Origin of the sequence: Oceanobacillus caeni, assembly GCF_019037185.1 — a bacterium.
Taxonomy (GTDB): domain Bacteria; phylum Bacillota; class Bacilli; order Bacillales; family Amphibacillaceae; genus Oceanobacillus; species Oceanobacillus caeni.
In genome coordinates this window covers 1-23,501 of record NZ_JAHHXM010000006.1, presented here as the reverse complement: position 1 = coordinate 23,501, position 23,501 = coordinate 1, and the positions used below count along the sequence as shown (strand labels likewise).

Genomic DNA, 23,501 nt, shown 5'->3' with positions numbered 1-23,501 from the left:
AATACAGGCGTAACTTACGCCTGTATTCGTATATAATGAAAAGAGGAGGGGATAAAATGTTAAAACGTTTTCGTACAGATACATTTAACTGGATTTTAATTATCGGTCTTATCCTCCTCATTTTTGAAATTATTTTTTTCCATGGTGGAGCCTTATTTCAAGTGTTTTTTTCCGCCTTGTTTCTGTACATTGGTTGGAAAAACTTTTACAAACTATGGGGGAAAATTCTATTTTGGATTTTCCTAATTAGTTTTATATTTTCGTTATTTAATATTTTAGCCGTTCGATTCTTGATTGTGACGGTACTTGTTTTATGGATTCTTGATTATGCCAAAAAGAAAAAAGAGGATGAGTTTATAACACCGACACTTCCAGGAGAAGAAGTGAAACAAGGTACCATCATTCAAATGGAGCCGTTATTTGATCACACGTTATTTGAGGATCAAAAAACAGAAGAAACTGCTTATGGCTGGAGAGATATTAATATCCATAGCGTTTTTGGGGATAAAATAATCGATTTAACGAATACCGTTTTACCAAATGATACAGCCGTTATTTCGATGAGGCATTTTATGGGGAATATTGAAATCTATGTCCCTTATGAAGTAGAAGTTAGTATTCATCATAGCTCAGTTTTTGGTCGAGCTCATATTCTTGGTGAACATCATTGGAAACTAATGAATAAATCATTATTCTATCAGACGGAAAATTATGGTCGGTCTTTTCCTAGAGTAAAAATTATCACCTCAATCTTTTCTGGAGATATTGAGGTGAAGCGAATATGAATATTATTATTAGGCATATATTTACTTCTGTATTGTTTTCCATTTTACTTTCCGCTGCAATTATAAGTATAACATTCCTGTTTTTTCCTTTAAAAGAATGGATGCTGATTTGGAATGAAAAGCTTGGTAGTGTATCTTATTTACTTTGGATTATCGGAATTACCATTGTAACGGGGATTATTTTTGGCGTAACGATTGGAGTATATTGGAAACAACGGGTTTATGAGGTCGAACGTGATTTAGATGAATTAATAAAAGGGAAAAAACTTGCGATGTCTGATGACTCATATAGAGAAATGGAACAGGTAAGACATAAAATGTATGAGTTACAAGAAAAAATGAAGAAACAAGTAGAGTTGTCCCAGCGTTTGGCAACCGAACGAACAGAGGAAAGAGAGAAAGGTTTGCAAGAAATTGTAGAACAGGAGAGGAATCGTTTGGCAAGAGAGCTTCACGATTCTGTTAGCCAACAATTATTTGCATCTTCCATGATGATGTCCGCTATAAATGAATCTAACCCACCAAGTGACCAAAAGATGAAAGATCAATTACGAATGGTAGAAAAAATGATTCATCAGTCCCAATTAGAAATGCGAGCATTATTATTGCATCTTCGACCGGTCGCACTAAAAGGAAAAACATTACAAGAAGGCATAGAGGAGCTATTACGTGAGCTTACACAAAAAGTACCAATGGAAATCACGCAAAAAATAGAACAGTTCCCAATGGATAAAGGAGTAGAAGATCAGCTATTCCGTATTCTTCAAGAGTCTTTGTCCAACACCTTAAGACATGCGAAGGCGACGAATTTAAGCGTATTGTTAATCGTAAGAGATGAAACGATTATTTTTCGTGTAGTTGATAATGGAGTGGGATTTGATATGGAAAGTATGAAAACAGGCTCTTATGGATTACAAAATATGCGTGAGCGTGCTTATGAAGTTGGTGGAACCTTTAAATTAGTTAGTTTACCAAATCAGGGGACACAACTAGAAGTAAAAGTACCTATATTAGAAAAGGTGGAGGAACAAAATGATTAGAGTATTGTTTGCGGACGATCATGAAATGGTTCGTATCGGAGTTTCGTCATATCTTTCTGCCCAATCTGATATCGAAGTGGTTGCTGAGGCTGATGATGGAGCTCCCGCAGTAAAATTGGCACTAGAACTTAAACCAGATATAATTTTGATGGATCTCGTAATGAAAGAGATGGACGGTATCGAAGCAACGAAACAGATTATTCAAGCGTGGCCAGAAGCGAAAATAATTATTGTTACGAGTTTTCTGGACGATGAAAAAGTTTACCCTGCATTAGAAGCTGGTGCAACAAGTTATATGCTAAAGACATCAAAAGCAGATGAAATTGCAAAAGCAATACGTGCAACGTACGAAGGGCAATCCATATTGGAACCGGAAGTAACGGGGAAAATTATGACAAAAATGAGGAACAAAACTAAAACCGAATTATTTCATCAATTAACAGATAGAGAAATGGAAGTTTTGTTATTAATGGCAGAAGGAAAATCAAATCAAGACATTGCGAATGAGTTGTTTATTTCGTTAAAAACAGTAAAAGTACATGTTAGTAATATTTTAGGAAAATTAGAAGTACAGGATCGCACGCAGGCTGTTATTTATGCGTTTAAACATGATTTAGTGGAGTAGAAGGGTGGCTTTTATATAAGTCCGCTTTCTACTCCCTTTTATTTTACATTTTTTAAATAATCACCCATTAAGTGCAGCATTTCAATATTTTGCCTCAACCCAGAAAGGGATTTTCAAATAATTTTAAAAAAAGGGGTTGATTTTTTTGAAATTATCGAATAGACTGTATTATAACAACAAATGATAGTTGAATAACTGTTATATAAGAGAGGTGAAAGTAATGGAGAAAGTCAACTGTCCAGAGTGTGGAAAAGAAGTAGATGCAAAAAGTTATGTAATGGTTTGTGATTATTGTCTTTCCAAAAGAGAGGACTAATTTTTTTGAATATGATGTTGTACAACAGATGTGATATAAAATACTTGTAATATAACATAAATGATTTGAAATATAATGGGGATTAGGGGTGTAAAAGTGGAAACAATTTACTGTCCAGAATGTGGAAAAGAAGTAGATGCAAAAAGCTATTCAATGGTTTGTGATTATTGTCTTTCCAAAAGAGAAGATTAATTTTTTTGTATAAATTGTTATATAACAATTTGATTAAGGTGAATCTACACTATAACAAAGGAGAGGGAGTTATGCTAAATACTTCAGAAATAAAAAGCAATCAGAAAAACAGATTTGGAGAAATTCTTACACCAGAGGCAATGGAATTTATCGAGCAGCTTCATTATCATTTTGATGAACGTCGAAGGGGATTGTTAAAAAGGCGTGAGGAACTACAACAGAAGTTAAATCAAGGTATGACACTTGATTTTCTTAAAGAAACAGAAAGCATAAGAAATGGTAATTGGGTGATTAATCCTATTCCAAAGGATTTACAAGATCGCCGGGTAGAAATAACAGGACCAGTTGACCGAAAAATGATTATCAATGCTTTAAATTCAGGAGCTAAAACATTTATGGCAGATTTTGAGGATGCAACCTCACCAACTTGGGAAAATATGATTCAAGGTCAAATTAATTTAAGAGATGCCATTAGACGTGAAATAGATTTTACAGCAAATAATGGAAAAGATTATAAATTGAATGAGGAAACAGCGGTATTAATCGTTCGTCCAAGAGGATGGCATTTAGAAGAGAATAATCTTCACTATGAAGGTAGACCGATGTCTGGTAGTTTAGTAGATTTTGGACTTTATTTTTATCATAATTCGAAAGAGCTACTACGTCGGGGAAGCGGACCATATTTTTACCTACCTAAGTTGGAAAACCATTATGAAGCAAGATTATGGAATGACGTTTTTATTTACGCGCAAAACCATCTTGAAATTCCACAAGGCACTATAAAGGCGACTGTTCTAATTGAAACTATTACCGCTGCGTTCGAAATGGATGAAATCTTATATGAACTAAAAGAACATTCAGCGGGGTTAAATTGTGGAAGATGGGATTATATTTTTAGTTTTATAAAAAAGTTTCAAAATCATAAGGATGTTATTTTTCCCAATCGTTCTATTGTAACAATGGAAGTTCCATTTATGAGGGCTTACTCATTGCTAGCAATTAAGACTTGTCATAAGCGAAATGCTCCGGCAATCGGTGGAATGGCAGCACAAATCCCGGTAAAAAATGATGAGCAAGCGAACAAAGTTGCATTTCAAAAAGTTCGAGCTGACAAAGAAAGAGAGGTAAGGGATGGTCATGATGGTACGTGGGTTGCCCACCCAGGAATGGTTGAACTTGTAAAGGAAATATTTAATGAAAGAATGCCGACTCCAAATCAAATTTTTAATAAAAGAGAAGATGTAGAGGTAACGGCTGAAAAGTTATTGGAAGTTCCTACAGGAGAAATTACCGAAGAAGGAGTTCGAACAAATATTAATGTAGGGATTCTTTATACAGCTGCGTGGTTGAGTGGTATGGGCGCTGTACCTATTAACAATCTAATGGAGGATGCAGCGACAGCAGAAATCTCAAGAGCACAAATATGGCAGTGGATAAGACATCCTAAAGGAAAAATAGGTAATAAAATAGATATTACGGAGCAAATGGTTGCAACGTTAATCGATGAGGAACTGATGAAAATAAGAGAGCAAGTTGGAGAGGATGCATTTACAACAGGAAATTATGAAAAAGCTGCAACTATTTTTAGTGAATTGGTTATGCAAGAAGAATTTGCAGAGTTTCTAACAATACCAGCATATGAACAGTTAAATAATGAGGGGGAATAAAAATGGAAATGAATCGGGCGGAAAAATTAAAAAACGATTGGGATACAAATCCTAGATGGAGAGGAATTGAAAGACCATATACTGCAGAAGATGTTATTCGTTTACGGGGTTCTATAGATATAGAACATACATTAGCAACTCGTGGTGCAAATAAACTTTGGGAATCTATTAATGGGGAAGGATATATCCACGCTTTAGGGGCACTAACTGGAAACCAGGCTGTTCAACAGGTTAAAGCGGGATTGAAAGCTATATATTTAAGTGGGTGGCAAGTAGCTGCAGATGCAAATATGGCTGGACAAATGTATCCAGATCAAAGTCTATATCCAGTGAATAGTGTACCTAATGTTGTAAAGCGAATTAATCAAGCATTGCAACGTGCAGATCAAATTCATAGTGCAGAAGGAAATGAAGAAATTGATTGGTTTGTGCCGATAGTAGCTGATGCGGAAGCTGGTTTTGGCGGTCAATTGAATGTATTTGAATTGATGAAGTCTATGATTGAATCAGGTGCATCAGGTGTTCACTTTGAAGATCAATTATCGTCAGAGAAGAAATGTGGTCATCTTGGTGGGAAAGTATTACTTCCAACTCAAACAGCAGTTCGAAATTTAATTGCAGCAAGATTGGCAGCTGATGTAATGGGGACACCAACAATTATTATCGCAAGAACAGATGCAAATGCTGCAGATCTAATAACAAGTGATGTGGACCCTTATGATGAACCATTTTTAACAGGAAGTCGAACAACAGAAGGATTTTTCCGTACCCGTTCAGGAATTGACCAAGCGATTTCGCGTGGTCTAGCGTATGCCCCATATGCTGATCTGATTTGGTGCGAAACTTCTGAACCGAATATTGAAGAAGCACAAAGATTTGCTGATGCAATTCATGAAAAATATCCAACTAAACTATTAGCATATAATTGCTCCCCTTCATTTAATTGGAAGCAAAAATTAACAGATACGGAGATTGCTAGTTTTCAAAATAAATTAGGAGAAATGGGTTATAAATTCCAATTTGTAACACTTGCTGGATTTCATGCATTAAACCATAGTATGTTTGAATTAGCGAGAAAATATCGCGAAGAAGGAATGGTTGCCTATTCTGAATTACAGCAAGCTGAATTTGCAAGTGAACGTTATGGATATTCTGCTACAAGACATCAACGTGAAGTTGGTACAGGGTATTTCGATGAAGTTGCACAAGTAATCTCAGGTGGGACTTCCTCCACTACTGCACTACAAGGCTCCACCGAAATGGAACAATTTTCAAGTTAATTAAATAGATAACAACGGTATTCGCAAAGAAATAAGAGGGATACCGTTGTTTTTTTTATAGTATTATCGATTTCTGTCGCTTTTGAAACATAATTGTAACATTAATATAATATGTGTGAAACCTTTTGATGTTATACTACGACATGTTGAATATGAAAGATTTATACATATATAATAGAAAACTTGTGATAGATTTATAGAAAAAAATATGAAATTACTTGAATGGTAAAGGAAGCGGGGAAGTAAGATTGAAAAAAACAATGATAGCATTGTCTACGGTTGCTGTAATTGGCTTTAGCAGTCCAGCATTATTAAATACGGTTCATGCAGAAACCAAAGCGGAATTAACTGTAAAACAAGAAGAAATTCAAAATCAACGTGGGGATCTTAAAGCAAAGCTTTCAGATGCAGAAAGCCAAATTGCAGATGTCCTATTTCAATTAAATGATTTACAAGAAGAAATTGATCGTGTAAATCGTGCATTAGAAGAAAATCAAGGAAAGATGAATAAGACGGAAGGGGACATTTCCGCAACAGAAGAGAAAATAAAAGGATTGGAAGATGAAATTGCTAAGCTTGAGGAAGCAATTGAAAAACGTTATGATATTTTGAAAGAACGTATGAAATCTTATCAACAATCTGGTGGTTCTGTTAATTATTTGGAAGTTATTTTTGGCTCAGCCGACTTTTCAGATTTTGTTAGTCGAGTGAACGCAGTATCAAAAATTACAGAATCTGATCAAAATTTAATAGATGCACAAGAAAGAGATAAACAAAAAGTTGAAGAGAATAAAAAATCCTTAGAGGACGAGCTTGAAGGATTAAAAGAGAAAAAAGAAGAATTAAAAGGTATGCAAGAAACAATTAATGAGCAAAAAAGTCAAAAGGAAAGTAAAGCAAAAGAATTAAAAAATGAACAACAAAAATTAGAAGATCTAAAAACAGAGTTAAACTTGGAAGATAATGAATTGGCTTCACTTGAAGCAGAAGTAAAAGAAAACATGCAAACAATAACAGAACCGGCAAAAGAGACTCAAGTTGCAAATGTAAGTTCATCATCCAGTGAACAAGTTACAACTCAAAGTCAAGAAAGTAAATCTAGCGAGCCATCCAGTAAATCTGGTGAATCATCTAGTAAATCTAGCGAACCATCCGGTAAATCTGACGAATCATCTAGTAAATCTAGTGAACCATCCAGTAAGTCTAATGAATCATCTAGCAAATCAACAAAATCAGAAACAAGTAGTAAGCAGGGCGACTCAAACACAGATACAAAATCAAGTGGAGGCATTCAGGCAGCTATCAATGCTGGGTTTGGTCATATAGGTACTCCATATGTATGGGGTGGTAAAGCTCCAGGTGGTTTTGATTGCTCCGGGTTCGTATCATGGGCATTTGCACAAGCAGGAATATCTATTCCATCAAGTACATCTGCGTTACAAAGTGTAGGTACAAAGGTTTCTTATAGTGAAGCACAACCTGGTGATTTAGTATTTTTTGATACGTATAAAACAAATGGACATGTTGGTATCTACTTAGGTGGAGGTCAATTCATCGGTGCACAAAATTCCACTGGTTTAGACGTAGCAAATATGTCTAGTGGATACTGGAAAGATCATTTCTCTGGACATGTTCGACGAGTAAGATAAAATTGTAAAACAAATAGAAAAACCACCTAAATGAGGTGGTTTTTTTATTTGTGAAAGATAAAAGTTCATATGAAAAGAGTTCTAGAGATACTCATTCTCTAGAACTCTTGTTTATACTTCTTCATCTAAAAATTTACTATTTACAAATCCTGTAAAGTCATCGGTTGTAATTTTAACCCAGCCCTCATCATTATCGATATTTTCCGCTTTTACTTTTTGATTTAATGTAACAACGCCTACAATCTCACTGTTAGTGTTTGGGTCACTCCTAACATTTAATAAATCCACGTTCACGTACTTTGTAGTTGGCATAGTTTTATCTTGGTCTTCTTCCGTAGAGACATCATTATCTTTATCCACTTTTTCTACATCTTTTACGTTTTCTTTCCTTTTGTCTTTGTTGTCATTTAAATTTATATTTTCATTCGTTTCCGCTGTTGCAAAATCAGGATTTAAAAAGTTATGCTGCATAATAATAACGAAGGCGATGAAAGCGATGGTTAGTATAAATAATAAAAATGTCAAAAAACCTCGTTTTTTATTCATATTACTTCTTCTCCTATTACATTTTTCTACCAAGAATAGTATACATCAAATAAAAGATTAGTTGAAGTAAAACTCTAATTCTTTAATAGGTTATGTAACGGACAATGGAAACAAGAATGAAAGAGACACTTAACGTAGTAAAAACATATAGGAAAGCTATTTTGTACTTTTTGTCGAAAATTAATTCTAATGTTTCATTACCAAAAGTGGAGAATGTCGTGTACGCTCCACAAAAACCTACACCTAATAAGGCCCAAATCGAAGCGGTTATTTGGCCATTCACATGTAGGTAGTAAATAAATGCTAGTAAAAGAGATCCGGAAATATTGGCAATCCACGTCCCTATTAAACGTTTCCCGGTTATTTGTGAGATATAGAATCTAAGAATACTACCAAAAAATCCCCCTAAAGCAACTAAAATAATATTCATTTATTTCATATCCTGCCTTTTATTTGCTAATTTAAAGCCCACATAACAGCTTAGTAAACCGCCGAACATACTTAAACCTACATATAAGATGCTTAGCACGGCATTTTGTTGCCACAATTGAATGGTTTCTAATGCAAAAGTGGAATAAGTAGTAAATGCTCCAATTACCCCAGTTGTAAGGCCAGTTAAAAATTCTGGAGAAAGTTTTTCTTTAATGGATTGGTGTTGTAATAAAAATGATAAAATAAAGCAACCTAATAGGTTAGCAGCTAGTGTGCCGATTGGAAAGTTTTCAAAGTAAGAAAAAGCGGATGAGATTCCATATCGACTAACTGCACCAATCATTCCTCCAATCCCAACCGCTATATATAATTTTCTATTCAATTGTTTTGACAATTTGGACACAATCCATATATTTCGAATTTATGACCTTCAATTGCATAGTTAGCCAAAGATTTCTTGACATCCGCCATAGGACACACATCAATTGCTTTTGTGCGCCCACATTCATTACAGATAAAATGGTGATGATGATGCTTAGCACAGTTCATACGAAAATGCTTCTCCCCATTTAATTCCGTCGTCTCTAATATGCCCATTTCTTTATACAAGTGAAGGTTCCGATAAATGGTATCAAAGCTCACTGTCTCGTTGTCGTTTTCTAGATGTGTAATTAAATCCTTTGCAGTTCGATAACCATCTTGTTCAGAAAAATAGTCTAAAATATCTTTTCTTTTGCCTGTTGCTTTATAGCCATTATGTTTCAAGAGATCTATTGCTTCGTTTACGTTCATTTGATTTCCCTCGCTTTTACAGCTTTAAAAAACTTTAACCGTTTCATTCCGATTGAAATTAATAAAATAAGGATAGATACCATCACGATTGTTCCACCGGGTGGAATGTTTAAATAATAGCCTGATATTAAACCTATAATAATAGCTAATTCACCAAATAGGATGGATAATCCAATCATTTGTTTAAACCCTTTTGCTATGCGCATTGCCGCGGCTACTGGTAGTGTCATAAGTGCTGATACGAGTAATACCCCAACAATACGAATGGAAGCGGCAATAACTAGGGCTGTTAAGACAATAAATAATAAATGAATAGTTTTCGAGTGTAACCCAGATACAGTTGCATGCTCTTCATCAAATGATAAGGTAAATAATTCTTTATAAAATATAGTAACCATAAATACAACAAAAATAGAAATGGTTACAATCATCAAAAAGTCACTTCTACTAACAGCGGATACAGAACCAAATAAATAGTTAAATAAGTCGTTATTAAATCCGTTAGCTAACGCGATAAAAATAACACTTAAACCAACACCGCCTGATAGAATAATAGGAATTGCGATTTCTTGGTATGCCTTATATACACTTCTCAGTCTCTCGATTAGAATGGAACCAATGACGGAGAAGATCATCCCCCCAAGTAATGGACTAAAAGAAATAACAAGTAATTTTTCCAACATTAATCCAAAAGATATTCCTGCAAGCGTTACATGTGAAAGGGCATCGGCGATTAGGGATAGCCTTCTTACTACAATAAAAGTTCCTAGTAAGGGGGCAATAATACCAATTAATAACCCAGTTAAAAATGTATAACGTAAAAAATCATATTGAAAAAAATCAGCTAACAAGACGACGCCTCCTTTCTAATGGTTATGTTCAACGACATGAACTGGGTAACCGTAGAAATTAGATAGTTCCTTCTCTGATAAGGAATGGTATTCTTCCGGTTTACCGTGAAAATGTAATGTTTTATTGAGACAAACAATATCGGTAGCATGTTCAGTCATTATACCAGTATCATGCGTAACCAAAAGAAGCGTGATGTTTCTCTTTTCATGTAGTTGGTGTAATAAGTCATAGAAACGCCTTACGTTTTCATAGTCAATCCCGACCGTTGGTTCATCTAATATTAATAATTCCGGATCACTGACAAGTGCTCTAGCAATAAAGACACGTTGTTGCTGTCCGCCTGAAAGATTCCCGATATTCTGGTACGTGTATTCTGACATCCCAACTTGATCAATAGCATGAAGTATTTTTTCTTTATGTTTTTTATTCATAAATTTAAAGTAGCCAATTTTAGCAGTAAGTCCAGTTGAAACAACTTCAAAAACAGTTGCAGGAAAGCCACGGTTAAAGGAGTTTGCTTTTTGGGATACGAAGCCGATTTTACTTCTTCCTTTAAATTTACTAACAGGTTCTTCATAAATATTGATTGTACCTTCATCAGGCTTTAATATACCAAGCAATAATTTAATTAAAGTTGTTTTTCCGCCACCATTTGGTCCGGTTAACCCCATAAGGGAACCTTGGGGTATTTCGAAATTGATATGATCAAGAACTATTTTATCTTCATAAGCATACGTAACATTTTTCATTGATACTACTGGTTTTCCCAAACGAACACCTCCTAACAATTTATTTAGCTAGTTACTTGATTTAAGGTTGCTAGATTTTTCTTCATTAAAGTTAAATAATCTTCATGATTTCGAATGTCTTCATCCGTTAATACGGCTAAATTATGAATGACTGCTGTTTCCGCGCCGATTTCTTGTTGAATTACTTCAGATAAACGATTAGAAGAATTTTGTTCAAAAATAATGTATTTTAATTTACTCTTTTTTGCTTGATTAATGATATTGGTTAACTCTTTTTGTGATGGCTCACTACTAGAAGATAGCCCATTAATGGCAATTTGTTGGATACCGTATCTTTCTTTCCAATATCCATACGCTGCATGTGTAACTAAAATTTTATTATTTTGTTTGTCTTTAAGCGTGTTTTTAAAGTCCTGATCTAGTTCCAGTAAATCCTCTTCTAATTTTGCAAAATTTTTATTATAAAGTGATTCTTGTTCTGGATTTAAATTAATCAGTTCTTGCTTAATAATATTGGACATTTCTAACATGCGGATTGGATCAATCCATATATGAGGATCATGATCACCATGATGATGTCCATCATGATCCTCATTTTGTTCTGCATGTTCGTCTCGTTCTTCAGATTCCTCTACATGAAAGAGTTCTTCATGTTTACCTAATTCTATTAGTGCCACATCTTGATTACCTAGCGCATCAGCAGCTGTTTCCGCAAATGCCTCCATTCCTGCACCTAAATAAAAAAATGCATCACTTTTAGCAATATTTGTTATATCTTTTGAAGTAGGTTCGTAGGAATGCGCATCTACTCCCGGAGGATAGACGGATTCTACTGTAACACTATCTCCGGCAATCCTTTCAATCGCATATTGAATAGGATAGAGTGTCGTATATACTTTGAGGGATTCATTACTTTTTGTTTCTGATTCATTATTAGAATTACATCCAAACATGGTTGCTGCGATAATAAACAATAGGATAAATACCTTACCAATTCTCATTTAATTTGTCTCCTCTGCAACTAAAATACTTAAATATAATAACGTAATGATTCCGATTTGTAAATAAGAATGATTACGATTATGATATTTTTTTTGAATAAGTTGCGTCTTTTAAGTCCAATGTTTACAGTTATCACCATTTTTAATGAATAAACTTATTGCGAAATATCAGAATATAGTATATAGTGTAAATAGGAAAATAAGTAATTGATATTTTTTTTGAACTTAAAATGAATGAGTATTCACTCAGTATTTCGAAGGGGGATGAAGTATGAATTACAAAGTAAAGAAAGCTGCAGTTTTAGGGTCTGGTGTAATGGGTTCTGGTATTGCTGCGCATCTTGCTAACAATGGAATTCCTGTTTTAATGCTTGATATTGTTCCCAGGGAATTAGCTAATGATGAAGAAAAGAAAGGCCTAACACTGGATCACCCGGCTGTTCGAAATCGCTTTGCAGCAAATGGTAAAAAAGCGTTATTAAAGCAAAAACCTTCACCTATTACATCGAAAAAAAGTCTCGACTTAATTGAAATAGGTAATTTAAATGATGATTTAAAAAAATTATCTGAAGTAGATTGGATTATTGAAGTTGTTCTAGAGAACCTTGAAGTAAAAAAGGATGTTCTCTTAAAAGTAGATCAGTACCGGAAATCTGGATCAATCGTATCCACTAATACATCTGGTATTTCTGTAAATGCAATGATTGCAGACTGTTCAGATGATATGAAAAAACATTTCTTAGGGACACATTTCTTTAACCCGCCAAGATACTTGAAATTACTGGAAGTTATTCCAACGAATGATACAAAACCAGAAGTTTTAACTTTTATGAAATCTTTCGGAGAAGAATTTTTAGGAAAAGGTGTAGTTGAAGCGAAGGATACACCTAACTTTATAGCCAATCGAATTGGAACACATGGATTACTTGTCACGGTTAAAGAGATGTTAAAGAGAGGGTATAGTGTTGGTGAAATTGATTCTGTTACAGGACCAATGATTGGCCGACCAAAAAGTGCAACATTCCGAACATTAGATGTTGTTGGTTTAGATACTTTCATCCATGTTGCTCGAAATGTATATGACCATGTAGATGGAGATGAGAAAGAGGTTTTTGAAATTCCTAAATTTATGCATCAAATGAATGAAAAAGGTTGGATTGGTGCTAAGGTAAATCAAGGATTCTATTGGAAAAAAGGAAAAGAAATTTTGGAAATCGACCCTTCAACGCTTGAATATGAGGAAAGAAGGAAGCTAAAAACGAAAGTAACAGAGATGGTAAAGCAACAAAAAGGTGTCAATAAAAAGTTGCAGACACTTCTGAATGCTCCGGGAGACAAGGCTAGTGATTTAGTATGGGCTATTTTAAAACCAACATTACTTTATTCAGCCGAACTAGTTGGAGAGATTTCTGATGATATTGTAGCGATTGATCAAGCAATGAAATGGGGATTTGGTTGGGAAGTAGGCCCATTTGAGACTTGGGACGCAATAGGACTAAGAAAATCGGTTGGTCGAATGCAAAAGGAAGGGGATACAGTTCCTAGATGGGTACTTAATCTATTAGAAGATGGATATGAATCCTTTTACAAATATGATAGTCATGAAGATTACTTCTATGATCAAGGAGAATATAAACTCCTTCCTCATAATAAAAAGGAAATTAATATTCAACGATTAAAAGAAAGTAAAGGTGTCATTAAACATAATCCAGGTGCAAGTTTAATAGATATGGGTGATGGTGTTGCATTACTAGAATTTCATTCGAAGAGTAATGCTTTAGGAATAGATTCGATCCAGATGATTCATTCCGCTATTGAAGAAGTAGAAAAAAATTATGAAGGACTTGTTATCGGGAATCAAGGGAGAAACTTCAGTGTCGGTGCAAATTTAGCACTTATGCTTATGGAAGCACAGGATGATAATTTTGATGAACTTGATTTAGTCATTCGCCAATTTCAAAATATAGGAATGAAAATTAAATATAGTGAAAAACCAGTAGTTAGTGCTGTGTTTAATATGACGTTGGGTGGTGGCGCAGAAGTAGCTTTACCTTCTACCTCTGTTCAAGCATCTGCCGAAACGTATATGGGACTTGTCGAAGTTGGAGTTGGTTTAATTCCTGGTGGTGGAGGAACGAAAGAACTTTATTTGAAACAATTACGTCAAATCCCTGAAGGTATATCAATTGATTTAGGTAAGGTAGCGAATGATGTTTTTGAAAAAGTGGCTACTGCTAAAGTTTCGGCATCTGCAGCGGAGGCTATTGAAAACGGATTCCTTGGTAATGGCGATAGTATAAGTGTGAATTCAGACTATCTATTACATGATGCGAAAGAAAAAGTATTAGCTTTATCTAAGACAGGATATAAAGCGCCAATTCGTGAAAAGATCCCTGTTGTTGGGGAAGCAGGATATGCTGCTATGCTGATGGGTGCTAAATCACTTCAATATGGAGGCTATGCATCTGAACACGATATTAAAATCGCGGAAAAATTAGCCTATGTTTTATCAGGTGGACGTATAAGAGAAGGAAGTATCATTGATGAGCAAGTAATGTTGGATCTGGAAAGAGAAGCGTTTTTAAGTTTAATTGGAGAGCCTTTAACTCAAGCAAGAATGCAACACATGCTATTGAAAGGTAAGCCACTACGTAATTAAGGGGGCGGTAAAATGAAAGAAGCTGTTATTGTTTCAGGGGCGAGAACCCCTGTGGGAAAAGCATTTAAAGGTTCCTTAGCAAATACAAGACCTGATGATTTGGCGGCATTAACTATAAAAGAGACATTAAAACGTGCAGATGATTATGATGGAAACATAGATGATGTCATTATCGGTTGCGCCATGCCAGAGGCTGAGCAAGGTATGAATATGGCCCGCAACGTAGCAGGGTTGGCTGGTTTAAGTCATGATGTTCCAGGGGTAACGATCAATCGTTATTGTTCATCAGGTTTACAGTCAATTGCTTATGCTGCAGAAAGAATTATGGTCGGAGCAAGCGATACGATTATTGCTAGTGGAGCAGAATCGATGAGCTTAATACCAATGGGAGGACATGTGATTAAGCCAAACGTGAAATTAGTTGAGAATGCACCCGGGTATTACATGAGCATGGGTCATACAGCCGAGGAGGTAGCAAGTCGTTTTGGCATATCTAGAACTGACCAAGATGAGTTTGCGACAAGAAGTCATGAACGTGCTGCTAAAGCTATTCAAGAGGGACGCTTTACAGATGAAATTGTTCCTGTTGATGTAAAGGAACGTGTTTTAGGAAATAACAATAAAATAGATGAAGAATCCTTTACGTTTAAAATCGATGAAGGAGTGAGACCGGAAACGAGTGTAGAAACGTTATCCAAGTTACGTCCAGCTTTTAAAAATAAAGGGACTGTAACAGCAGGTAATTCCTCACAAATGAGTGATGGAGCTGCTTCCGTTTTAGTAATGGATCGGGAAAAGGCAAAATCAATTGGATTAACCCCAGTTGTTAAATTCCGCTCCTTTGCGGTTGCAGGAGTTGAACCTGAAATTATGGGGGTTGGCCCCGTAGCTGCTATTCCCAAAGCATTACAAATTGCAGGATTGGAATTATCTGATATAGGTTTATTTGAATTAAATGAAGCATTTGCTGCACAAGCAGTACGCGTCATTCATGCTTTGGACTTAGATATCGATAAAGTAAATGTCAACGGTGGGGCAATTGCTCTTGGCCATCCACTCGGCTGCACTGGTACAAAATTAACCCTAACCTTAATGAATGAAATGAAGCGTAGAGATGTTCAATTTGGTGTCGTTACCATGTGTATCGGTGGGGGCATGGGGGCAGCCGGTGTATTTGAACTTTTATAGGATGTTCAAAAAGTACGGTAAAAATGACATGCCCCTGCAAAAGGGGTATGCCGACGTTGGGCGCAAAGCCGCCTTGAACTTCTCGGTCCTTTTTATCCTCCTTTTTGAACACTCAATTTTATAAAAACTAGTAATCTATTTTAGAAAGGATGAAGAAAATGAGTGAAACAAAGGAAAAATTATTTAAAGGTGGAGCATTTTTAACAGAAGACTTAACAAGTGACGATGTTATAACACCAGAAGATTTCAATGATGAACAAAAACTGATTGCTAAAACAACACATGATTTCGTTGATAAAGAGGTATTACCAAACATAGAAGAGTTAGAAAATCAGAACTTCGATTTAAATAAAAATCTTCTTAAAAAGGCTGGAGAATTAGGTCTACTAGGAGCTGATGTCCCAGAAGAATATGGTGGATTAGGTTTAGATAAGACAAGTTCTGCTCTAATTACAGAAGAATTCTCAAGAGCTGGTGGTTTTTCCCTTTCTTATGGTGCACACGTAGGGATCGGTTCTCTTCCAATCGTATTTTTTGGTAATGAAGAACAAAAGAAAAAGTACTTACCAAAACTTGCAACTGGTGAACTAATTGCAGCATATGCGCTAACAGAATCTACATCAGGGTCAGATGCATTGGGAGCCAAAACAACCGCAGTTTTAAATGAGGCTGGAACACATTATGTATTAAATGGCGAAAAACAATTTATTACGAATTCTGCTTTTGCTGATATATTTGTAGTCTATGCAAAGATTGATGGAGAACACTTCAGTGCCTTTATCGTTGAACGAGACTATCCGGGAGTTTCTACTGGTGTGGAAGAAAAGAAAATGGGAATTAAATCATCCTCTACACGAACGCTAGTTTTAGATGATGCACAGGTCCCAGTAGAGAATCTTTTAGGTGAAAAAGGGAAAGGACATAAGATAGCCTTTAATATTCTTAATGTTGGAAGATATAAATTGGCCATTGGCGGAATTGGTGGGGCAAAAGATGCACTTGAAGCTAGTGTGAAATATGTAAATGAACGTAAGCAATTTAATACGAAGATTTCTAGTTTTTCTTTAACACAGGAAAAACTCGCTACGATGGCTGCAAGTATCTATGCTAATGAAAGTTCTGTATATCGTACAGTTGGATTATTTGAACAAAGAATGGGAGCCTTAACAGATGAGCAATTAAATGATGGAAGGGAAGTAGCTGCAGCTATAGCCGAATATCAAATAGAATGTTCATTAAATAAATTTACGGCTACAGAAGCATTGGATTATGTAGTAGATGAAGCAGTTCAATTACATGGTGGAAATGGATTTATTCAAGAATATGCAGTTGAAAGAATGTACCGTGATTCAAGAATTAATCGTATTTTTGAAGGAACAAATGAAATTAACCGATTGATTGTACCTGGAACTTTATTGAAGAAGGCGATGAAAGGTGAATTACCTTTAATGCAACAAGCTCAAGATCTTCAAGAAGAATTAGTAACGAAGATGCCTGAACAGGTTGGAACTGGTACATTGGAACAAGAGAAATACTTACTTAAAAATGCGAAGAAAATCGTATTGTTTGCTGCAGGGTTAGCTGTTCAAAAATACCAGCAAAAGATTGAATTTGAGCAGGAAATCCTTGTGAACTTGGCAGACATGGTTTCCGAGGTTTATAATATGGAAGCGGCTATTCTACGGACAGAAAAGGCAATAAAAAAATCCGGAGAAGCAGCTAATAACCAAAAACTTCTTTATACACAAGTGTACGTACAAGAAGCATTTAATCGTGTGGAAGCTGATGCGAAAGAAACGATTATCGCTGCCAGCGAAGGAGATACTTTACGTATGATGTTATCTTCCTTACGTAAATTAACACGTCACAACCCAATTAACGTTGTGAAGAAAAAGCGTGAAATTGCCGCTAAAATTATTGAAGAAGAAAAATATGTAGTTTGATTTTGAAAGAACAAAGGCGCTGGAGCTGGACGTGGCCTTCTCTGAATAATTATCCACATGCAGCGAATTTTATAATTCCCTGGTAAACAAAGAAAAAGATATGATTCCCGAAATATAATGGGAATCATATCTTTATTTGCTTTTCAGGTTGAGTTGTACTGATATTCAGCGAGTGAATACTGATAACTTGGTATGAATGCTATAGTTTCATGTTTGATTCTAGTAAAGTCTATCTATCGCCAGTGATAAGTCAAACTAATGTATTTAGCTGGAAAACATGATAAGATAGAAGAAATGATCATGAGCAAGGAGTGTACATAATGGCATTAACTTTTTACTGGTATCCAAACTGCGGAACATGTAAAAAAGCAAAAAAATGGTTTGATGATAATCAAATAGAGTATCATGCAATTCATATTGTAGAAGAAACACCTACAAAAGAAGAGTTATTAAGTCTCATAAAGAAGAGCGAATTACCTGCAAAGAAATTCTTTAACACAAGTGGGAAAAAATATAGAGAATTAAATATAAAAGAAAAGATTAAGGATGCATCCACAGAGGAAATGGCAGAAATTTTATCTTCAGATGGGATGCTAATTAAACGTCCGATAGTTACAGATGGAAATAAAGTAACGGTTGGATTTAAAGAAGAGATGTTTACAGAAAATTGGTTATAGAGGTTGTTCAAAAGTCTGGTGAAAAAAACACTGCGAATTTAGCTGATCTTGGCCCTTTTTGAACAGCATTATAAACATAAGTTTTTCCTATAAGTAATAGGATTATACAAACGAACATTTGGAGGGATAGATGATGAGTTTACCAAAAGATTTATTATATTCAAAAGAGCATGAATGGGTAAAAAAAGAAGGGGATAACGTACGTATTGGGATTACGGACTTCGCACAAGATGAACTAGGAGATATTGTATTCGTGGAACTGCCTGAAGTGGGCGATGAGATTAAATTAAATGAACCATTCGGTAGTGTTGAATCAGTTAAAACGGTGTCTGAGCTATACGCTCCAATAACCGGAAAAGTAGTTGAAGTAAATGATGAATTAGAAGATCATCCAGAATTTGTGAATGAGTCACCTTTCGAAAAAGCATGGATGATTGTAGTAGAACCATCAAGTGAGTCTGAATTAGATTCAATGTTGAAGCCAAATGAGTACGAGGAACTAATAGATAATTAAAACAAAAAAACATGGCTAACGTACATTTATTCTAAAAAGCGTATAGTTATCCTCCATTTTATCATATACTTATGTAAACAGGATACTTATAACGAGCATCTTACTTGCTTACATGGGGAGTGCTGTGTGATGATAACGTCTGATTCGGAAAAAGTAATCATTGTAGAAGGGTTGACCGATAAACGTCAAATCGAAAAAGTTATCAATGACGACGTAACGATTGTCTGTACGAACGGTACACTAGGAGTAGAGCGATTTGACGAGATGTTAGAAATGTATCAATTAGATGATAGGGATGTTTTTATTTTAGTGGACGAAGATCGTTCAGGAATAAAACTCAGAAAGCAGCTTGCGCGTGAATTACCACATGCTGATCATATTTATGTAAGTAGTGAATATAGGGAGGTTGCAACAACACCCGAACATATCCTTGCAACTACACTAGTTGGTAAACATTTCTCAGTTAACCCTTTATTCTTAATAAAAGAATTTTAAATGATTATTCGTTCAATTTAATCGGTATAGGGTGGTTTCATTGCAAGAAATAACAGAACAAGCATTAAATGAAGAAAGATATCTATTATATATTTACACCCCTTTTTGCGGAACATGTAGTGTGGCAAGAACGATGTTAGAAAAAATCGAATCTGTTCATAAAGAAACCATTTTTTATGAAATGAATGCATCGTATTTTCCAGAATTTATGTATGACAACAAGATTGAAAGTGTTCCATGTTTACTTATTAAAGAAGAAAATCAAATAAAAGAAAAAATCTATGCTTTTAGGTCTATAGGAAATATTTATCGTTATTTAATTCAGTATAAGCCAGAGTTATTTGGAAATAACTGAAGTGAAATCGACAAAAGCCGGTTTATTTTTGATCGGTAGGACAGAAAATACTCTCCTATCTGTCTGAGTTAACTAAGGCATTCTCTTAAAAAGCTTGACGACATGCCAAGTTTCCTAAGGGGATATGTAACTTTGCTTCGTTATTTGACAAACCTAAGGGCATAGTGCTATCATGGTTTTAATATTATACTAGTAAGCTATCAATCTCTTATCAAGAGCGGTGGAGGGACAAGGCCTGAAGAAACCGCGGCAACCTTCAAACAATGTTGTTTGAAAAAGGTGCTAATTCCTGCAAAGCATATTGCTTTGAAAGATGAGAGAATGGAATGACATAGTAAGCGTCTTTCTGTTCTCATGTTCAGAAAGGCGTTTTTTATTTTAGTATACATTTGTATCACACGATTATTGCAAGTATTTCCAATGCTAGATGTTGTATACTAAAAGAGATTCTAGCTGAATGAAGGAGGATTCGTTTTGATTTCAATTAAAGGGTTACGTAAGGTTTATACATCAGACAATAAGAAATTAACAGCGGTAGATGATTTAACCCTTGATATAGAGAATGGTGAGATTTTTGGTGTCATAGGCTACAGTGGTGCTGGAAAAAGTACATTCGTACGACTACTAAACCGCCTGGAGGAACCAACTGAAGGAAATGTTATTATTGATAAACAAGAAATCACCTCATTAACAAAGAATGAGTTGCGCTCCGCACGAAAGGAAATTGGGATGATTTTCCAACACTTCAATTTGTTATGGTCCCGTACGGTTGAAGATAATATCTCTTTTCCACTTGAAATTGCAGGGGTTTCCAAAGAAAAAAGAGTAAAAATAGTCCAAGAATTAATTGACTTAGTAGGGTTATCTGGTAGAGAAAAAGCATACCCTTCTCAATTAAGTGGAGGTCAAAAGCAACGTGTTGGGATAGCACGTGCATTAGCAAACAATCCGAAAGTATTGCTTTGTGATGAGGCAACTTCGGCACTAGATCCAGAAACAACCAATGCTATTTTAGATTTATTAGTCGACATTAACCAGAAGCTTGGTCTCACAGTCATTTTGATTACTCATGAAATGAATGTGATTCGTAAAATTTGTAATAGGGTTGCCGTAATGGAAAAAGGGAAAATCGTGGAGCAAGGTGATGTCCTTGATGTTTTTTCTCATCCCAAACAACCTGTGACGAAAAAATTCGTAGCTCAGTTAATGGAGCCGGGTTCTGAAGATGAAACAGAAGATATTGAGAATCTGTTACATAATGTAAACCATGACGGTGTTCTATTACGTTTGCGTTTTATCGGAGAGTCAACAAATCAGACTTTAATAAGTCAATTAGCGAAGAAATTCCCAATTGACATTAATATTTTGCAAGGTAAAATTACGCAGACACAAACAGGTGGATTTGGAACATTAATTACGCAATTTATAGGTAATGAAAAAGATATTAGTAATGCGATTGAATTCATTCACCATGAAACCTCAGTAGAAGTGGAGGTTATACGTAATGCTGACTAATATAAAGATGGAAGATATATGGACTGCAACTTATGAAACCTTTTATATGACTATTATCGCACTTATTGGTACAGCTATTATAGGTATTATCCTTGGTTTACTATTATACTTAACATCTAAAGATGCAATTTGGGAAAATACAACTTTTAACGTTATCGTTGCGAGTATTGTCAATGTCTTTAGAGCTATTCCTTTTATCATATTAATACTATTACTTTTCCCATTTACGAATTTTCTTGTAGGAACGGTTCGGGGACCTACAGCTGCTCTACCGGCCCTGATCATCGGATCGGCACCTTTTTATGCTAGATTAGCTGAAATTGCTTTTCGTGAAGTAGATAAAGGGGTAATCGAAGCGGCAAAATCTATGGGGGCAAAAACAAGTACGATTATTTTTAAAGTGCTTATCCCTGAATCAAAACCAGCTTTAGTTTCTGGTTTAACCGTAACCGCCATAGCATTAATTGGGTATACCGCAATGGCAGGTGTTATCGGCGCCGGGGGACTAGGGGACTATGCATATTTTTACGGATTCCAGAGAAGGCAATTTGATGTTGTTTTACTATGTACGATTCTGATTTTAATTATCGTTTTTATTTTCCAATTTATTGGAGACTATATCACTAATAAAATGGATAAAAGATAGACAAGCTTAAACGGGCAGTAAGACCCCCACCTCAAGCTTAAGGGGAACAAAGAAGTCAACTACCCGTTAAGATCCGATAAAAGCGACTAACCATCAGTGGGGATGAAGGAAAATCCCTACTGATGGAAGTCTTCTTTATAAGCAAAAAATAATAAGGGGAGAGAGTAAATATGAAGAAATTATTAGGTACATTACTAGTCTTACTTTTCACCATCGTGTTAACTGCTTGTGGTGGATCATCAGATGAGAATTCAGCAAATGAATCAACAGAGGATGCGGAAATCACCATTGGCGCTTCTAGTACCCCACATGCTGAAATTTTAGAAGAGGCAAAACCACTCTTAGAAAAAGAAGGTATTACATTAAATATTGAAGAATACCAAGATTATGTTTTTCCAAATGATGATTTGGCAAATGGCAAATTAGATGCGAACTTTTTCCAACACATTCCATATCTAGAGCAAACAATTGCTGACACTGGAAATGATTTAGATTATTTTGATGGAATTCATGTAGAGCCAATGGGTGTTTATTCTAAAAATATTAAAAGTATAGAAGATATTCCTGATGGCGCAGAAGTCATTATGAGTCGTTCTGTTGCTGACCATGGTCGTGTCCTTGCATTGTTCGAGGCACAAGGTTTAATTACGTTAGATAAGAATGTTAAAAAAGCGGAAGCAACGGTAGACGATATTGTGGATAATCCTCATCATTTAACATTTTCACCTGACGTTGATGCAGCATTCTTACCAGAAATGTATGAATCAGAAGCAGATGCTTTAGTAGCAATTAATACGAACTATGCCATTGAAGCAGGATTAAATCCTTTAGAAGATGCAATATTTATTGAAGATGAAAATTCACCATACTTGAACGTAGTTGCTGTTCGCGCTGAAGATAAAGATAATGAAGCAATTAAAAAATTAGTGGAAGTTCTTCACTCAGAAGAGATTCAAAACTTTATATTAGAAAAATATGATGGTGCAGTAGTTCCAGTAGGACAAAATGACAAATAAACATTAGTATTTGGCAGGATAATAAAGCAATTTTGTATAACTTAATCATATATGATTGGAAGAGTGTTATACGTTCATGAATCGAACTATATCCTTTGAATTTCATGTTGTAAGATAAAACATCAAGTGCTAAAATTATTTTATACCTTTTGAAAGGATGATTAAGTTATACATGAAGTATACACATGAAATGGAAAAGGCTATGGAAAAGTCTCATGGGATGAACTATTCTGAATATGAAAGAAAACTCTCTAATCGTATGAAAGTTGAAAGACGACGTGAACAAGATTACGCATTGAGTAAAAAAATTGTTGCAGAGGCTACATCTCAAATTCATAAATAAATTAAAAAATGCTGGTACTTACTTAGTGCCAGCATTTTTTGATGAATTTTGTCTGTCTGGGTTCGATTACTCGCCCCAACGTAATGATTTGCATAAGTGCAACTAAGGTATCGTCCGAGCCTTCTAAGTAAATATTAGAGCAAATTTAGCAATTCGGCATTTTAAGTTATATTTTTTGCTTTTATCTTATAAAACCTATATTCTAGAGTCTACTAGTTAATAAG

The 23,501-nt window shown here is 35.2% G+C and carries 24 protein-coding genes and 1 riboswitch; of the genes, 17 read left to right on the top strand and 7 right to left on the bottom strand.

From position 1 onward, the window contains the following. Positions 1–56: 56 nt before the first annotated feature. The 6 genes from liaF (at position 57) to KM885_RS05315 (ending at position 7,554) form a co-directional block, all read left to right on the top strand. Complete coding sequence (gene liaF / locus KM885_RS05345; protein ID WP_047184660.1) at positions 57–785, top strand: cell wall-active antibiotics response protein LiaF; 729 nt, start codon at positions 57–59, stop codon at positions 783–785. Continuing rightward, positions 782–1,825, top strand: coding sequence for a sensor histidine kinase (locus KM885_RS05340; RefSeq protein WP_047184659.1), 1,044 nt, complete (start codon positions 782–784; stop codon positions 1,823–1,825). Before liaF ends, KM885_RS05340 begins: the two co-directional genes overlap by 4 nt. Then, a complete protein-coding gene (locus tag KM885_RS05335; protein ID WP_047184658.1) occupies positions 1,818–2,450 on the top strand; it encodes a response regulator transcription factor in 633 nt (210 codons plus the stop codon). The genes KM885_RS05340 and KM885_RS05335 overlap by 8 nt, the downstream gene beginning before the upstream one ends. Before the next feature lie 579 nt (positions 2,451–3,029). Further along, entirely contained in the window at positions 3,030–4,625 is a 1,596-nt protein-coding gene (gene aceB, locus KM885_RS05325; RefSeq protein WP_047184657.1) for a malate synthase A, read from the top strand. A 2-nt stretch (positions 4,626–4,627) separates the two neighbouring features. Continuing rightward, a complete protein-coding gene (gene aceA, locus KM885_RS05320) occupies positions 4,628–5,905 on the top strand; it encodes an isocitrate lyase (RefSeq protein WP_047184656.1) in 1,278 nt (425 codons plus the stop codon). A 248-nt stretch (positions 5,906–6,153) separates the two neighbouring features. Continuing rightward, the gene (locus KM885_RS05315; RefSeq protein ID WP_047184655.1) at positions 6,154–7,554 is read left to right on the top strand and encodes a C40 family peptidase; all 1,401 of its coding nucleotides are present in this window, start codon (positions 6,154–6,156) and stop codon (positions 7,552–7,554) included. A gap of 111 nt (positions 7,555–7,665) precedes the next feature. Here the strand turns inward: KM885_RS05315 and KM885_RS05310 are convergent, their stop codons facing one another. From KM885_RS05310 to KM885_RS05280, 7 genes are all read right to left on the bottom strand, one after another. After that, positions 7,666–8,100 carry an SH3 domain-containing protein gene (locus KM885_RS05310; RefSeq protein ID WP_204797617.1) on the bottom strand — a complete coding sequence of 145 codons (435 nt, stop codon included), beginning with the start codon at positions 8,098–8,100 and terminating at the stop codon, positions 7,666–7,668. 82 nt (positions 8,101–8,182) lie between these two features. Further along, a complete protein-coding gene (gene crcB / locus KM885_RS05305; RefSeq protein WP_047184653.1) occupies positions 8,183–8,530 on the bottom strand; it encodes a fluoride efflux transporter CrcB in 348 nt (115 codons plus the stop codon). Next, positions 8,531–8,926: a fluoride efflux transporter CrcB gene (gene crcB, locus KM885_RS05300; protein WP_240473188.1), complete on the bottom strand. Its 396-nt coding sequence runs from the start codon at positions 8,924–8,926 to the stop codon at positions 8,531–8,533. After that, positions 8,911–9,324: a Fur family transcriptional regulator gene (locus KM885_RS05295; protein WP_047184651.1), complete on the bottom strand. Its 414-nt coding sequence runs from the start codon at positions 9,322–9,324 to the stop codon at positions 8,911–8,913. Before KM885_RS05295 ends, crcB (KM885_RS05300) begins: the two co-directional genes overlap by 16 nt. Next, positions 9,321–10,175, bottom strand: a complete 855-nt coding sequence (locus KM885_RS05290) for a metal ABC transporter permease (RefSeq protein WP_204797615.1) — start codon at positions 10,173–10,175, stop codon at positions 9,321–9,323. The genes KM885_RS05295 and KM885_RS05290 overlap by 4 nt, the downstream gene beginning before the upstream one ends. Positions 10,176–10,190: 15 nt before the next feature. Next, positions 10,191–10,946, bottom strand: a complete 756-nt coding sequence (locus KM885_RS05285; RefSeq protein WP_204797614.1) for a metal ABC transporter ATP-binding protein — start codon at positions 10,944–10,946, stop codon at positions 10,191–10,193. Between the two features lie 23 nt (positions 10,947–10,969). After that, positions 10,970–11,926 (bottom strand): metal ABC transporter solute-binding protein, Zn/Mn family, encoded by a 957-nt coding sequence (locus tag KM885_RS05280; RefSeq protein ID WP_052771675.1) that lies wholly within the window; start codon positions 11,924–11,926, stop codon positions 10,970–10,972. 271 nt (positions 11,927–12,197) lie between these two features. On the opposite strand from KM885_RS05280, the gene KM885_RS05275 reads away from it, so the two are divergent. The 11 genes from KM885_RS05275 (at position 12,198) to KM885_RS05225 (ending at position 23,277) form a co-directional block, all read left to right on the top strand. Continuing rightward, positions 12,198–14,585 (top strand): 3-hydroxyacyl-CoA dehydrogenase/enoyl-CoA hydratase family protein, encoded by a 2,388-nt coding sequence (locus tag KM885_RS05275; RefSeq protein ID WP_216883644.1) that lies wholly within the window; start codon positions 12,198–12,200, stop codon positions 14,583–14,585. A 12-nt stretch (positions 14,586–14,597) separates the two neighbouring features. Beyond that, entirely contained in the window at positions 14,598–15,773 is a 1,176-nt protein-coding gene (locus KM885_RS05270; protein WP_047184648.1) for an acetyl-CoA C-acetyltransferase, read from the top strand. A gap of 158 nt (positions 15,774–15,931) precedes the next feature. Further along, complete coding sequence (locus tag KM885_RS05265) at positions 15,932–17,716, top strand: acyl-CoA dehydrogenase family protein (protein WP_204797612.1); 1,785 nt, start codon at positions 15,932–15,934, stop codon at positions 17,714–17,716. 320 nt (positions 17,717–18,036) lie between these two features. Continuing rightward, positions 18,037–18,393, top strand: coding sequence for an arsenate reductase family protein (locus KM885_RS05260; RefSeq protein WP_047184646.1), 357 nt, complete (start codon positions 18,037–18,039; stop codon positions 18,391–18,393). A 133-nt stretch (positions 18,394–18,526) separates the two neighbouring features. Beyond that, complete coding sequence (gene gcvH / locus KM885_RS05255; protein WP_047184645.1) at positions 18,527–18,907, top strand: glycine cleavage system protein GcvH; 381 nt, start codon at positions 18,527–18,529, stop codon at positions 18,905–18,907. Between the two features lie 129 nt (positions 18,908–19,036). Continuing rightward, entirely contained in the window at positions 19,037–19,402 is a 366-nt protein-coding gene (locus tag KM885_RS05250; protein WP_047184644.1) for a toprim domain-containing protein, read from the top strand. Between the two features lie 31 nt (positions 19,403–19,433). After that, positions 19,434–19,757: a thioredoxin family protein gene (locus tag KM885_RS05245; protein WP_225344122.1), complete on the top strand. Its 324-nt coding sequence runs from the start codon at positions 19,434–19,436 to the stop codon at positions 19,755–19,757. A gap of 205 nt (positions 19,758–19,962) precedes the next feature. Next, positions 19,963–20,077, top strand: a riboswitch (SAM riboswitch). A 154-nt stretch (positions 20,078–20,231) separates the two neighbouring features. Beyond that, a complete protein-coding gene (locus KM885_RS05240) occupies positions 20,232–21,272 on the top strand; it encodes a methionine ABC transporter ATP-binding protein (RefSeq protein ID WP_047184642.1) in 1,041 nt (346 codons plus the stop codon). Then, complete coding sequence (locus tag KM885_RS05235; RefSeq protein WP_047184641.1) at positions 21,262–21,918, top strand: methionine ABC transporter permease; 657 nt, start codon at positions 21,262–21,264, stop codon at positions 21,916–21,918. The genes KM885_RS05240 and KM885_RS05235 overlap by 11 nt, the downstream gene beginning before the upstream one ends. A 170-nt stretch (positions 21,919–22,088) precedes the next feature. Further along, positions 22,089–22,934: a MetQ/NlpA family ABC transporter substrate-binding protein gene (locus KM885_RS05230; RefSeq protein WP_047184640.1), complete on the top strand. Its 846-nt coding sequence runs from the start codon at positions 22,089–22,091 to the stop codon at positions 22,932–22,934. Between the two features lie 172 nt (positions 22,935–23,106). Beyond that, a complete protein-coding gene (locus tag KM885_RS05225) occupies positions 23,107–23,277 on the top strand; it encodes a YuzK family famiily protein (RefSeq protein ID WP_165589169.1) in 171 nt (56 codons plus the stop codon). Positions 23,278–23,501: the final 224 nt, after the last annotated feature.